Origin of the sequence: Falsibacillus albus (assembly GCF_003668575.1) — a bacterium.
Lineage (GTDB): Bacteria > Bacillota > Bacilli > Bacillales > DSM-25281 > Falsibacillus > Falsibacillus albus.
On the sequence record NZ_RCVZ01000005.1, the window covers coordinates 194,729 to 207,327 of the forward strand.

The following is a 12,599-nucleotide window of genomic DNA, read 5'->3' on the forward strand; positions in this document are numbered from 1 at the left end:
TATGAATAGAGCCATTTTTAATCAACAATAGTTATAAGAAACAACCATAAAAAAAAACAAAAGGAATCGCGAGAATTTTCTCTGGATTCCTCTTGCCTTCTTGTTGGAAAGAACGTCAAAGCGCCGATCCGTTTGGTTATCCGAAATATTTTTTCTTTAAAGCTGCTTCCACCGGTTTAGGGACGAGTTCTGAAATATTCCCATCATACTTTGCCACTTCTTTAACGATACTGGAGCTCAGGAATGAATACTGGTTATTTGTCATGATGAAAAATGTTTCAATATCTTCATTCAGCACTCTGTTCATTGAAGTGATCTGCATCTCATATTCAAAATCGGATACGGCCCTCAAGCCCCTTATGATTGCGCTGGCTCCTACCTTTTTTGCATATTCTATTAACAATCCCTGAAAGGAATCCACTTTCACATTCGGAATGTCCTTGGTCACTTCGTGGATTAATTGAATCCTTTCTTCAGGTGTAAACAGGGCCGTCTTGGAAGAATTGTTCAATACCGTCACATAGACTTGATCAAACACCTTCGCCCCGCGCCGAATGATATCGAGGTGTCCAAAAGTAATTGGATCAAAACTCCCGGGACAAACTGCAATGCTCGCCATTAATCTTTTCCCTCCATCAACGTCTTCGCTAGTGTATAAATGGATACGCCTATCAATCCATATGTTTCATTCCTGATCATTTTCAGACCATCTATTTCCCGAGGCAGGATGATATCCGAACTGTGTTCACACACTATGTATCCGTTTTCATTTAATAAATTATGTTTGCTGATGCTGCTTAATATTTTGGTAAGCTGCTGCTTTTTATATGGAGGATCCAAAAATATCCCATCAAAAGCGATTTCTCTCTTAACCACTGCCCGTAAAGCTCTTTCAGCGTCATTTTTATAGACTTCACTGCATTCTTCGAATCCGCACAGTCCAATATTCGTCCTGATTGTTTGAAATGCTTTATTGTCCCGATCGACAAAAATGACATGCTCAAATCCTCTGCTCAATGCTTCGATTCCCAGCCCGCCGCTTCCTGCGAACAAATCCAGGCCATGTCCACCTTCGAAGTATGGCCCGATCATATTAAAGATCGATTCTTTCACTTTATCTGTCGTTGGTCTTGTTTGATTTCCAGAGACCGATTTCAACGGTCGTCCTTTGCATGTTCCAGATATGACTCTCACGTTATTCACCACTGTAGTTTCAAGATTTCTTCCTTATCCTATCACAAAAAAAATCGACAAGCCAGCAAACAAATGCTGAATGATAGGAAATGGAATCGAAGTTTGGATAATCATGTATATTCCTATCCACATTGGTGATAATGTGAATAACAACATCAATCGGATGTTGTTGCCAACCGCGGAGAAGACTTACGTTTCCCCATAAGTTCTTCCTCCGGTTTCTCCTCTCCCTTTGCCTTCATTCCTAATAATTAGGAAATGGAAGGACCCTGCAGAAATATTTCTGCAGGTTTTTTTATTGTTCTGAAATGACTATGCTGTTTTCTCTTTTATCAATTGATAGATGGAATATTTTTTTCAGCCAGCCTTCATCGATATAGACAGACTGATTAATGTGAACGAAAGGATTGGTGAGCATTCCATACTTTTCTCCATTAATATAAAGAAAATTCCCGGTTTCGGACAAACGAACATGTTCCTCTCCCTTTATAATCATCCATTCATGATCATCGGAATTATTTTTCACAGTAAACCCCAACCCCTTAAAAACCATGGCTGCAGGAAACAGCATTTTTCCATCGTCATAGATGCATTCCACTCCATGCAGCGGACTCCCATGAAACCGGACCGGCCGTTCATCATATGCAATAAGGTTACGGTAGCTTTCTTTCTCAATTTTATTTAATTTAAAGAAATGTATTGGATACCCTTTTGCCCTGCTCAAAAGTTGATCGAGCTTTTCTGCACTTACGACACCTTTTAAACGATAAAATCCGGAAATAAACGTATTTTGTTCTTTCGGGCGCATAAAACCATCCAGTTTATGAAACATACTGATACTATGGACTGAGCCGATTGCCGTCTTTGTCACCAATGATGCTACAACATCAGCATACCATCGCTGATCCGGCTCAAAGTGAGCATGTTGGATAATCGACTCCTTAATGGAAAGTGGAATTATGCTGGTTAATTGCTTCTCTTGATTGATCACATAAAAATCCTTGCTTGAAATGTGCTGATTTTGTTTGGATACAATGATATTGATGGGATTTTGCTCATAGGGAAAGTCCAATTCCTTCAATTTACCGAAATCTTTATTAGCATCCCCCTGATAATAAATCGTATATAATTCATCCAGCTTCTTTTTTTTCCAGGTTCCTTTTTCCCAATAAAGCGGCGGTGCACCCCCTTGTGACTCAAATTTATAATAATCGACCAGCTTCAACCCCTTCATTGCAATCCTTTGCCCGGAGGAAAACCATTCTCCATTTCGAAGCGTTTGTTCTGCAAAATTAATCTTCGTATCAACCATCTTGACATCTTCTAATTTAATTGCCCATTGTGATGCAAAATAATGATCATTAATACGGCCGGCCATAGTCTTATATTCCAATGTAATTGGCCCTTCTTCCTTTTGTAGCGAATTGTTCCGCTTCGTCCAATCGCATTCAGCTTCCTCTGCTGTCACGCATGAAGATAGCTCGGTTTTTGGCGGAATGTGAAGGTTGTATGTTCCCTTTGGTAGATAAACAGTCTGTTTTATTTGAAATGTATTTTTTTGGTGAACGATGGTTATTTCCTGCCTGCCATCCACACTCGATCCAGATGGAGCTTCCTTGTCTGAAAACCGATTCCACTGCAGGGACAAAGCAGACAAGATTACGAGCAAAAGCAGAAAACCTATAATCAATATTTTCCTTGCCATGAAACTTCTCCTTTTTCTTCCTTACTATTACCATACCAAAATCGAGCAAAAATCTATATGAAAATCTTGATGGATCCTTCTCTTTTCCATTGAGGAATGGTAGAGTATCTTTGATTGAGAATTGATGAAGATTTTAGGAGGAAATGACATGATCCAACGATTTATCGAATTAGGCGAAGGATATTCTGATTTATACGAGCTGTTTGAAATCGCCAAAGCAAACAAGCATCGCCTCTCCCAAATGCTTGCATTCCACACTATGATCAATGGCAAAGCAGTCACATCTTTGACTGTCGTGCTTACTCCGACCAATCCAGGAGACTTTCAGCCCTTGTACATTTGCCGGGAAGGAATCCCAAATCCAAATGTGATCCCTAACAAGCGATTCGACCTTTTCAAAGCAACTGCATCTGAACTGAACGGTAAAGTAATTGAAATGGATGTCAAACCATCCACCACCTTCAATGAAAAAGAACTTTACTACCAATACTTAATAGGCATACTAAGACTGAACCACCTCATCCCACCGATGAAATAGAGAGACGATACATTGATGGAGGGCTGCCTTTCTCCTCCATCCTGTTCGTAATGTTAGATTTTTAAGGGAACAATAGACCAAAATAAAAACAGGTGAATGCGTCACCTGTTAAATACCGATTTTATAATCATATTCTTTTGCTTTATCTGGCTTGGAATTTTCATATTCTGTCCGAACGAACGGTTTGTATGATGGTTCTACTTTCTTGACGAACGCAAGGGAGCTTAGCTTGTCCATTGCTGCTTCGACATCAGGTTGATTCATATATACAACTGCATATTTCATTTTTTTGGAAATGTAGTGCACATTGCCAAATCGTCGCAATGACTTTGCATGCTTCAAATTATACAACCAAACGATAATCCCTTGTCTCTCTGTTTGCATTTCATTTTCCCCTTAAATTTACAATATGTATGATTAAGTCTAGCACATGTCTCTTCACGTTCGCAACAGATCAAATAGTCAAAAATAAGGTGTGGTCATTATGGATATCGAAAACATTTGGAATAAATTTATCCAAATAATGAATGAAGAAGATACAATCACAAGGGCCGTATGGAAAAAGATTGCCGGGATCCCTTTCATTTATATACAATCACCGGAAAACCCACATCATGTCGAACATGTTGTCAAAAAAGCCTCTGCACAAGCTATGAAAGGAAAACAGCTAAAGTGTGAAACCATTTTTGTCAGAAAGGAAGAAAGCCTGCATGTTTATCGCCACCGCTTCTATGTACCTCAGGAAAAAATGTTTTGCTGCGGCAATATGTGCAATGATTGTGTCCGGCTAAAACCAAATCTTTTCTGGCACTGAAACTCCTCACAAAAAATGAATGTGCCTGGCCATCCATGCTGCAGTAAATAAATAATTTACTCCCTGCATGGAGACCAAAGCACATTCCCTTGTTTTATGCGGAACAGCCACAGCTCCCGCCAGATCCACAACCGCCGCTGCAGGCAGAATCAAAAAATGGATTTCCGGTAGGTACTTTGATATGTTCAGATACTGATCTTCCAATAACAACACTGATTTGATCCAATAAATTCTGTAGATCTGTTTCGGCTTTCCTGAATTCTGCTACGCAATCATCCATGTCCATGTCACGCTTGGCTTCCCTTACTTCTTTCATGATTCGCTTGTAGTCTGGATGATATTTCCCGAATCGCTGAGCATCCTCATAATGTCCCTTCAGACTTGAGAATTTTTTTATCTTATCCTGTGTATCTTTATTTTTCCTCATATGATAAAGACAGATACGATAGTTTTCGGCGATATCTGACTCTAGAATCATTCGTGAAAGTTGTTCAGCATTTGCTAATAATTCAAGTTTCTCAGGTGTTGTAGCAAGCACAATCGCTCACCTCCACCTATATTTTAACATGTTTTGTTAATGTAGGCGAATAGTAACTCACTGAATAGTTACATAGAAATCCTTACTTACCCCATAGCGGCTATGATTGGAATTAACCAAATCCAATTTAATGTGGTGAACCCCTTTTGGCAATCCTTTGATGATGAATGCAGCGGTTTGATAATCTCCATTGAGTCTGCCATCTACATACACGGCAATTTTTGCAGGATTTTTTCCGTTTAATGATATGCTGGAAATTACACATTCTACAAATACATCTTTTCCTCTGACCACGTGTTTTACATTCATTTTTTTGGCGGAAGATTGTGAGACTGTCTGTGCTTTAGCATTGATTTCCCCATGTTTTTCAGGTATGTAGGATTGACAGCCTCCCAATAGCATAACGGACAAAAGTAAGGCTATTCTTATCATTTTGTATCACTCCTTGTATGATAGGTTTTGCTGTAATGCCAATTTTTACTCATACAAAGGTGAAATAATAATATTGCCAAAACAAAAGAGCATGCATTCAATTCATGCTCTTTTTCAATCCTGTGTATTCATCGCCTGAAACATATGCATCATCATCGATGCCATTTGCAGCCCATTTGAAAACCTTTCGACTTGATGCGGGATCGTTTTTTTATAATAATTCAACGAAGCAATCTCAAGTTTTTCTATGTGATTCGGATTTCTGGTCAATGTTCGATACCACATTGGCTGTTCCCGGATAAATTCTTTTAGATCTTGTTTTTCGTAAATATATTCAATGATTTCTGCCCTCATCTTTTCACCTGATTTCTAATCTTTTCGAAATGAAAATGGATTATTTGGCTTTGAATCCCTGACTGGTGCACTGCCGCTTCCTTTCCCTCCCTGGAACTGAGATAAAACACCTTGGATGCTACCTATCGCTTGGCTGAGTTGATTGATATGCTGCTGCATTTGGTCGGCATCCATATTTTTAATCATATTTCCTATTTGGCTGATCCATTGGGTATCCGTTTTTGTCTTTTCTTCTTTCACTTCATTTTCTTCACGGAACTTGTTGAAGCGTGCATCTTCTTCTCCAAGCAAATACCAATCTTCATATAATTCCTGCCAGTTTTCCTTTCCGCTCCTAACAGCTTGAATCATTTTGGGATGTTTTTTTACGAACCCCTTGAATTTTTCGACGGAAGGATGAAGCTTTTTTCCCGTCATTATATTCACCTCTATTCAAATCATTCCATACAATCAATTGACTATTATAAATTATGATAATTTTACAAAAAGGTGAGTGCCTAGTTCTTTCCTATGCAATTTCTTCATGTTATGATAATGGAGCATTTTATCAATGGACATGAAGGAAGAGGAATATGAACAAAGAATTACAGCTTTTGCTCGAAGATTGCATCCTACATGCAAGCGGGGAAGATTTATCGACAATCAAGCAGGTTTTGGAAGGCATTCGAAGAAAGCAGATCGGATTAAATGGGTCCTTTATCGGGGCGATCTTAAATATGGAAAAAAAAATGATGGAAGATGGCGGCTATGCAGTTGAAGTGCCGATCAATGAGTTGACGGCTAACTCACTTGGCATTGTTCATGGAGGTATCACTGCAACCGTCCTTGATTCAGCGATGGGAACTTTAGCCAATATTTTATTGCCTGAAGGTTTCGGAGCAGTCACTTCCAATTTAACGATTCATTACATTTCACCTGGCATCGGAAATTCCATGACCGCCATTGCCCGCATTATTCATAAAGGCACCAAAACGATTGTCATTGAAGGAGAAATCATACAAGATGACGGAAAGAAAATCGCACACTGTACAGGGACGTTCTTTGTCATAAAAAAACCAGCTGCATAAGAAAAGTGGAAACGCGTCCGTCCCCTTTCAAAAAGATTCTCAATACTGAGCATAAAAAAGGAATGGGACAAAAGTATTTTTGGAGAATAAAAATCCGAACTAATTCTTTTATTAGAATCTGTTCGGATTTTTTAATAGCCATTGTTAAAGCATGTATGTTGTTTTCAGCTTATTCTAGCTGTTGATCGAAGAGCAAAGACGAAGACTCCGGCGGGATCAATGTCCGCTCCGCCGAAAATGAAGTCTTGCGCGAAAATCAATAGCGGTGCAATTACAGATCCAAAAGGTATTAGTTGTCTTGTGATGTGGTTTTGTTATGTCCCAACCTTATCTCAAGGTTTCTGTAGGAAATTTTGCGTATAATTTTTTTGATAGACCCCCACTCCCAAATGGGTAAAATCTTTATTCAGCATCGTTTCCCTATGGCTTTGTGAGTTCAGCCACCCTTCAATGGCCGCTGGTGCGTCAATATATTGGGCAGCAATATTCTCACCTGCCATTTGGTAGCTCACATCTGCCGCATCCAACCTTTCGGATAAATCACCGTATTTGGGGGATTTATGCGAAAAGTAATCATTGTCATACATATCCTTACTGTGTTCATAAGCTACCTTTGCAGTATCTTCATCCCATTGAACGGGATTTAATTCAAATCTTTTCCTGATGATGTTCGTCAAATCAAAAATTTCTTTTTCACTGCCCCTGTCAATCACTTGCCACTGATTATCTGAAGGGACTTCAGGATCAACCAATTCACCGCGATATACCATTTCATACGGGCGTTGTTTAATTAGGGTTGATTTATCCAATACTCGAATACTTGACAGAGTGCCTTTCACTTTATCCAAATATAATTGAACATAAATATTTCCCAGCTGAACGAGCGGCCGGATGTTCAAATCTTCTTCTGATAATTCGAAGCGATATGTACCTTTTTCATATTGAACATGGACATCAGGGTTCAAATAGGTAGATGTATAAATTTTTTCTATGCTTTGTCCAATTTTAAACGGGGCTATGTCCACGTTATCACCAATGGCAAATATTGTGACAACTTTTTGCTTCGCCACCCCTACTTGCATATAAGTCTGATCAGCCTTATTATATATCCACCAATCATAGCCATATGAGGAAGGGTCGATTCTGGTCGGCTCACCATATAATTGCTTCAATCGATCAGCAGACTTTCCAATAAGGGTTGTAACCCCTTCATTTGGACGTTTTGTCTTTTTGGAAGGCATATTTCCATCTGAATCAACATTCAAATCCATCTTGGCAGTTGGCGACTGATGTTCATCCTTCAATACATTATTTTCGGTATGATGAAGATTTTTATAAATCCAGACTCCAAAAATCAATATTAAGATTACAAATATTCTAAGAAGAGTGCGCAGAAGTTAGCCTCCTTTCAAACCTTGAAACACTATATTTTCATTATAACATTTTAGTACCAGGTATTAATACTTTGGAATGATAATTCCTAAAAATATACACTATTTTTACAATTCATTAACTATGTCTTTTTGTTTTTCATAATTTTTCCTGATTTTTCAGCTTGATTATTATGTACACATTGCAAGAATTTTCATTTTCGACTATTATTAGTAATGAAATCATGTCATGCATTTATCTTTTGATTGTTGGAAACGCTTCATTATATAAGATAATTGCCTATTGTTCATAGGAGGGATTTGTGTATGAAATTCGAAAAAACGGGTTTTGAAACGATTAAAGCAGATTTGAACCGCCTTGATGAGGTAATGAAGTCACACGGACTTGTCCGCGAAGCCCAATGGGATTATGAGCGTGTTACATATGACCACAAGTTTGAAATTAAGGAAGGTACCTTCTATTTGCGTGTATTCGGACACGCTGCAGAAGGTGATGTCGGTTCACATGATGCCGTCATTCAATTAATGACACCGCTTCTCGGAAAGCACTATTATCCTCATGGAGTAGAATATGGAGAAGGAGAAGACTTTCCAAAACATTTGGTGACAAAATGTGAAAAAATATTAGCTGATGTAAAAAATGACATATCCGTTTTTGCTGAATAAAAAAAGCTGTCCCTTCGGTGCCTGCACCAGATTTAGGGACAGTTTCTTTTTTTTTAGTAACGCATCATCAGCTCTAATCAATATGCATGATAAAGCATTTGATTACACATCCATATTTTCCCTCAATTCTATTTCTTTTTCTGTTCAAATCCCATCCCAGCATAATATAATAATAGTAAGTTAGTGTTGTCAGAAAGGAGAACTACGTTGTCCGCAATCTTCAAAAAGAAATATTTAATTTTCATCTTGCTGCTGATCATCTCAGCATTATTTATTTATTTTGTCCTGCCAGTTTCAATCCCCCTCATTGTAGCCATCGTGACGGCGTTATTTTTAGATCCCCTTGTCAGGCTGGTTGTCAATAAATTCAATCGGAAAAGGCATTTTGCTGTAATGATTGTGTTTATCACGTTTACATTATTGATGGGGCTTGCTGCATTCTTCATTACCACCAAAGTAGTGACCGAAGCAGTCAAACTGGTCCAGGATGCCCCGAAATATGTAAGTCAAATGAATGATTTATGGAGCAACTATGAAGGACATTTTAGCAGCGCTTCTCAGGACTTGCCAAAAGAACTTGTCGATACCGTTTCAAATGAGATTCAAACAAATTTAGAATCTTCAAAGAAAAAATTATTTAACTACTTAAACTTTGAAAAGGTCAGCACCTTTTTGTCATACATTCCAAACTTTCTTGTCAGTTTCCTAGTCTATTTGATTGCATTATTTTTATTTATGCTGGAGCTTCCAAATATCAAGAAGGCCATTTATTCACATCTTCATGAACGGACAGCCGATAAGGTGAATTTTATGACTTCAAGGTTATCCTATGTAGTATTCGGGTTTTTAAAGGCCCAATTCCTGGTCAGCATCATTATCTTTATCGTATCCATGATAGGTTTATTAATCATCACACCTGATATCGCAGTCGTGATGTCGCTCATTATTTGGATCATCGACTTCATTCCATTGATCGGCTCCATTGTGATCCTCGGACCCTGGGCTCTATTCCATTTGCTTACAGGAGATATTTCCCTCGGATCTCAGCTGGCTATTTTGGCGATTATCCTGCTGATAATCAGAAGGACTGTCGAACCAAAAGTAATGGGGACCCATATAGGACTATCCCCGCTCTCAACACTGATTGCCATGTTCCTTGGTTTGAAATTGTTGGGTTTATTCGGGTTTATTATCGGCCCGCTCCTGCTCATCGTATTCAATTCAGCCAAAGAAGCAGGAATCATTAAATGGAATTTCAAAATATAGCAGGCTGTGTAATAGATAATAAAAAAGTATGGATATCCATACTTTTTTTGTTCTTATTTTAGGCTGTTTTCGTAACGCTCTTTTCGAATAGTTTGTTGCTTTTCATTAAATGGTGTGTAAGGTTGATTTTCGCTGCAGGATGCTCGCTTTCCGAGGGGCCTCACACGAAGTGAGGTCGTTCGATGTTGGCACACATCCCCCCAACCCCTCCGCGCTTCGCTGTGGGGTCTCACCTGTCTAGCTCCAATCAACTTCATATGATGAGTTAACTTAAAGAAAAACTGACAAAAACAACAATCTTTGAGAAAAGAGCCTCAAGTAAAGATTGTTGTTAAATTCTTTCTGACGATTTTAACGTGTAAATTGATGTTTGCGCGTTGAAATATAGAATCCCGTCTCTTTTCTCGCATATTAGGCAATTTTAAAGATAAAAAACGAATGGACAATCCTAGCTTTCTCCGAAGGAATTGAAAAAACGATAATATTTCAGGAGTCAGCTTATTTTATATCATCTAGAAGAAATCATATAGGAATGGCCGATCCACCTTTAACATGTTATTAAGCCTGACCGCCTCATCACGGCTGCAATGAATTGCGCCAAGTTCCCACAGTTCCATAGGATTTTTGTACCCGAAGCACATGGTGGAAAGAGCATTTATTTGCATTCGGATCCCCTTTGTGTTTTCCGTTTTTGCTATCGATTGGACACCTTTTCTAGTAACAATAAAACTTTGGTCATTCCATTCAGCAAGTGGATCATTTATATGTAAAAACAGCTCTTCCTCATCCCCCCAGTTCCACTCATACTTCTCCAGAAAGTCCTTCACATCGACGATCCTGCACATGAAATATGGATGCAATTCCATTTTGACGCGAGGATTGGGCATCATGAATGACAATGGTTCATGCTGTGATATCTCTATTTCAACGGAATTGACCATGGAATCGTGCTGACAAATGAAATTCCATAAACCTGCTCGGGAAGCTGGTGACAAAGAGACAAATTCTTCTACTTTCATATGTGACTTCACAACACTATAAAGCAAATACCCCTCTGCTTTTTTCTGTTCATTAAAATAAACGGCTATCTGTTCATTTCCATATACATTATTCATCCACCAATCCCTATCCCTGTTCAACATCCCAGAAAATTGAGAAGCAAATGACTCATATATATCTTCAATGTAATCTGTATGCGACTCTTTTTTCAGTCGCTTAATAAAACCTTCTTGCCTTGGCATAAAGATCAAATCCGCCTTTAGTAAGTGGATTTTTTTCCGGTCGACAAACAATTCCCAGCCGAATTTTCGATAAAATGGAATGGAAAAGGGATGAAGCATCGAAATGGTCTGCTTTTGCTCCTTCATTACTTTAAGGCTGTGCATGATCAATTTCCGTACATGCCCCTTTCTTCTATATTCCGGATATGTAGCCACACCAGCAATTCCTCCCATGTCCCACTTTTTACCTTGAAGCCATAATCGAAAAGGGATAATATGAAGCTTAGCTGCAAGTGTATCTTGATCATAGATCCCAAAGATTTTATGATTGGATATATTCTTTTTCCTCTCCTCCATCTTCTCATCAGGGACGTCATATTGAAATGCATACATCGAAAGACGGATGGAATCAATATATTGATCTTTGGTTAACTCAACGATTTCCATGGCATTTACTCTCCTTTCTTTTCTAATTTATTAATTTCTCTATTTAGACATGATTTCCTTTTTATCACTTCATTTGCTCTTTTCGAAGCGGCAAATTAAGAGTCTAAATATAAAATACTTACCCTTGTGCCCATCACCCTTTATAATGGTTCTTTTTGCTATGTTTGTTGCTATCCATCCTAAGTGTGAAAATTGATTTCCACGAAAGGATGCTCGCTTTCCGAGGGGCGGGCGGATCACTTCGGAGTCTCGCACCTTCAGCTCCTATCAACATAAGATGATGAAAAACTGATAACAAGGGGGTAAAACGCTTTTTATTGGAGGACGAGTCGTAGAATCCGTTGGAAAAAGAGGAGTCAGGGAGACCCCGAATGCCGTACGACCCGCTCGCAGGAACAATGCCTATAAAAAAAAGGCCGATCTACTGTGCACTGGCACCGATCAACCTCTTGTTTTTAAAATCCTAATATTGCTTTGATCACGGATGTAGTTTCTCCGCCTTTATAGAGTACATATAATAATACATAGACTGCGACACCAGTAATGGCTGTAAAGAACCAGATGATGCTGGTAATCGGGCCGATCTTTCTATGCCTTTTAAAATTGCTTTTATAGCCCGTCCATAATGTGACAACCCCGAATACAGCACCAACTGTTGCAAGGGTAATATGAAAGATCAAAAACAGAGTATAGTATATTTTAATGCTGTCCGGCCCACCGAAGGAAGTATTTCCGATAAAAACTGTTCTGCTCATATAGATGATAAAGAAAGTCAATGCGAAAATCGCTGCATAAAACATGGTTTTCTTGTGGGCTTCAATCTTTCTTTGTTTGATGAGCCACCATCCGATGGCCACCAGTACTGCACTTATAACGATGCAGGATGTGCTTAATGTAGGTAATATAGGCAAAGACATGATTACGTCCTCTCTCTAATGATAATAGTGTTTTCTATGCATACTCCCTT

16 protein-coding genes are annotated in these 12,599 nt (G+C 38.7%); 5 read left to right on the forward strand and 11 right to left on the reverse strand.

The features are described 5' to 3' along the window. Positions 1 to 136: 136 nt before the first annotated feature. The 3 genes from coaD to D9X91_RS09555 all read right to left on the reverse strand — a co-directional run bounded on the left by coaD (position 137) and on the right by D9X91_RS09555 (position 2,899). Positions 137 to 619 carry a pantetheine-phosphate adenylyltransferase gene (coaD, locus tag D9X91_RS09545; RefSeq protein WP_121680378.1) on the reverse strand — a complete coding sequence of 161 codons (483 nt, stop codon included), beginning with the start codon at positions 617 to 619 and terminating at the stop codon, positions 137 to 139. Further along, positions 619 to 1,194, reverse strand: a complete 576-nt coding sequence (gene rsmD / locus D9X91_RS09550) for a 16S rRNA (guanine(966)-N(2))-methyltransferase RsmD (RefSeq protein ID WP_121680379.1) — start codon at positions 1,192 to 1,194, stop codon at positions 619 to 621. The genes coaD and rsmD overlap by 1 nt, the downstream gene beginning before the upstream one ends. 295 nt (positions 1,195 to 1,489) lie before the next feature. Beyond that, positions 1,490 to 2,899 carry a stalk domain-containing protein gene (locus D9X91_RS09555; protein WP_121680380.1) on the reverse strand — a complete coding sequence of 470 codons (1,410 nt, stop codon included), beginning with the start codon at positions 2,897 to 2,899 and terminating at the stop codon, positions 1,490 to 1,492. Between the two features lie 148 nt (positions 2,900 to 3,047). On the opposite strand from D9X91_RS09555, the gene D9X91_RS09560 reads away from it, so the two are divergent. After that, positions 3,048 to 3,437, forward strand: coding sequence for a DUF7147 family protein (locus D9X91_RS09560; RefSeq protein WP_121680381.1), 390 nt, complete (start codon positions 3,048 to 3,050; stop codon positions 3,435 to 3,437). 108 nt (positions 3,438 to 3,545) lie between these two features. On the opposite strand, the gene D9X91_RS09565 is transcribed toward D9X91_RS09560, so the two are convergent. Further along, complete coding sequence (locus D9X91_RS09565; RefSeq protein ID WP_121680382.1) at positions 3,546 to 3,821, reverse strand: YlbG family protein; 276 nt, start codon at positions 3,819 to 3,821, stop codon at positions 3,546 to 3,548. 100 nt (positions 3,822 to 3,921) lie between these two features. Between D9X91_RS09565 and D9X91_RS09570 the strand changes: the two genes are divergently transcribed. Beyond that, positions 3,922 to 4,251 carry a hypothetical protein gene (locus tag D9X91_RS09570; RefSeq protein WP_121680383.1) on the forward strand — a complete coding sequence of 110 codons (330 nt, stop codon included), beginning with the start codon at positions 3,922 to 3,924 and terminating at the stop codon, positions 4,249 to 4,251. 94 nt (positions 4,252 to 4,345) lie between these two features. Here the strand turns inward: D9X91_RS09570 and D9X91_RS09575 are convergent, their stop codons facing one another. From D9X91_RS09575 to D9X91_RS09590, 4 genes are all read right to left on the reverse strand, one after another. Further along, complete coding sequence (locus D9X91_RS09575) at positions 4,346 to 4,789, reverse strand: YlbF family regulator (RefSeq protein ID WP_121680384.1); 444 nt, start codon at positions 4,787 to 4,789, stop codon at positions 4,346 to 4,348. A gap of 57 nt (positions 4,790 to 4,846) precedes the next feature. Then, positions 4,847 to 5,221: a hypothetical protein gene (locus D9X91_RS09580; RefSeq protein WP_121680385.1), complete on the reverse strand. Its 375-nt coding sequence runs from the start codon at positions 5,219 to 5,221 to the stop codon at positions 4,847 to 4,849. Between the two features lie 114 nt (positions 5,222 to 5,335). Further along, entirely contained in the window at positions 5,336 to 5,575 is a 240-nt protein-coding gene (locus tag D9X91_RS09585) for a YlbE-like family protein (protein WP_121680386.1), read from the reverse strand. 15 nt (positions 5,576 to 5,590) lie between these two features. After that, on the reverse strand, positions 5,591 to 5,992 hold the full coding sequence (locus D9X91_RS09590; RefSeq protein ID WP_121680387.1) for a YlbD family protein: 402 nt from the start codon (positions 5,990 to 5,992) through the stop codon (positions 5,591 to 5,593). Positions 5,993 to 6,147: 155 nt separating this feature from the next. Between D9X91_RS09590 and D9X91_RS09595 the strand changes: the two genes are divergently transcribed. After that, the gene (locus tag D9X91_RS09595; RefSeq protein ID WP_121680388.1) at positions 6,148 to 6,642 is read left to right on the forward strand and encodes a PaaI family thioesterase; all 495 of its coding nucleotides are present in this window, start codon (positions 6,148 to 6,150) and stop codon (positions 6,640 to 6,642) included. Positions 6,643 to 6,974: 332 nt separating this feature from the next. On the opposite strand, the gene D9X91_RS09600 is transcribed toward D9X91_RS09595, so the two are convergent. Next, positions 6,975 to 8,000: a CAP domain-containing protein gene (locus tag D9X91_RS09600; protein WP_233569756.1), complete on the reverse strand. Its 1,026-nt coding sequence runs from the start codon at positions 7,998 to 8,000 to the stop codon at positions 6,975 to 6,977. Between the two features lie 339 nt (positions 8,001 to 8,339). Between D9X91_RS09600 and D9X91_RS09605 the strand changes: the two genes are divergently transcribed. Together D9X91_RS09605 and ytvI are read left to right on the forward strand one after the other, a co-directional pair. Continuing rightward, on the forward strand, positions 8,340 to 8,699 hold the full coding sequence (locus D9X91_RS09605; RefSeq protein WP_121680389.1) for a YugN family protein: 360 nt from the start codon (positions 8,340 to 8,342) through the stop codon (positions 8,697 to 8,699). A 207-nt stretch (positions 8,700 to 8,906) separates the two neighbouring features. After that, positions 8,907 to 9,965 carry a sporulation integral membrane protein YtvI gene (gene ytvI, locus D9X91_RS09610; protein ID WP_121680390.1) on the forward strand — a complete coding sequence of 353 codons (1,059 nt, stop codon included), beginning with the start codon at positions 8,907 to 8,909 and terminating at the stop codon, positions 9,963 to 9,965. Between the two features lie 512 nt (positions 9,966 to 10,477). On the opposite strand, the gene D9X91_RS09615 is transcribed toward ytvI, so the two are convergent. Together D9X91_RS09615 and D9X91_RS09620 are read right to left on the reverse strand one after the other, a co-directional pair. Continuing rightward, on the reverse strand, positions 10,478 to 11,632 hold the full coding sequence (locus tag D9X91_RS09615; protein WP_121680391.1) for a GNAT family N-acetyltransferase: 1,155 nt from the start codon (positions 11,630 to 11,632) through the stop codon (positions 10,478 to 10,480). A 455-nt stretch (positions 11,633 to 12,087) separates the two neighbouring features. Then, entirely contained in the window at positions 12,088 to 12,549 is a 462-nt protein-coding gene (locus D9X91_RS09620) for a DUF420 domain-containing protein (RefSeq protein ID WP_121680392.1), read from the reverse strand. Positions 12,550 to 12,599: the final 50 nt, after the last annotated feature.

Bases quoted from the DNA above. Each gene is read 5' to 3' on its own strand.
- D9X91_RS09580 (WP_121680385.1), bottom strand. From the start codon at position 5,221: ATGATAAGAATAGCCTTACTTTTGTCCGTTATGCTATTGGGAGGCTGT.
- D9X91_RS09590 (WP_121680387.1), bottom strand. From the start codon at position 5,992: ATGACGGGAAAAAAGCTTCATCCTTCCGTCGAAAAATTCAAGGGGTTC.
- D9X91_RS09570 (WP_121680383.1), top strand. From the start codon at position 3,922: ATGGATATCGAAAACATTTGGAATAAATTTATCCAAATAATGAATGAA.
- D9X91_RS09555 (WP_121680380.1), bottom strand. From the start codon at position 2,899: ATGGCAAGGAAAATATTGATTATAGGTTTTCTGCTTTTGCTCGTAATC.
- D9X91_RS09615 (WP_121680391.1), bottom strand. From the start codon at position 11,632: ATGGAAATCGTTGAGTTAACCAAAGATCAATATATTGATTCCATCCGT.
- D9X91_RS09565 (WP_121680382.1), bottom strand. From the start codon at position 3,821: ATGCAAACAGAGAGACAAGGGATTATCGTTTGGTTGTATAATTTGAAG.
- D9X91_RS09620 (WP_121680392.1), bottom strand. From the start codon at position 12,549: ATGTCTTTGCCTATATTACCTACATTAAGCACATCCTGCATCGTTATA.
- coaD (WP_121680378.1), bottom strand. From the start codon at position 619: ATGGCGAGCATTGCAGTTTGTCCCGGGAGTTTTGATCCAATTACTTTT.
- D9X91_RS09605 (WP_121680389.1), top strand. From the start codon at position 8,340: ATGAAATTCGAAAAAACGGGTTTTGAAACGATTAAAGCAGATTTGAAC.
- D9X91_RS09585 (WP_121680386.1), bottom strand. From the start codon at position 5,575: ATGAGGGCAGAAATCATTGAATATATTTACGAAAAACAAGATCTAAAA.
- D9X91_RS09560 (WP_121680381.1), top strand. From the start codon at position 3,048: ATGATCCAACGATTTATCGAATTAGGCGAAGGATATTCTGATTTATAC.
- D9X91_RS09595 (WP_121680388.1), top strand. From the start codon at position 6,148: ATGAACAAAGAATTACAGCTTTTGCTCGAAGATTGCATCCTACATGCA.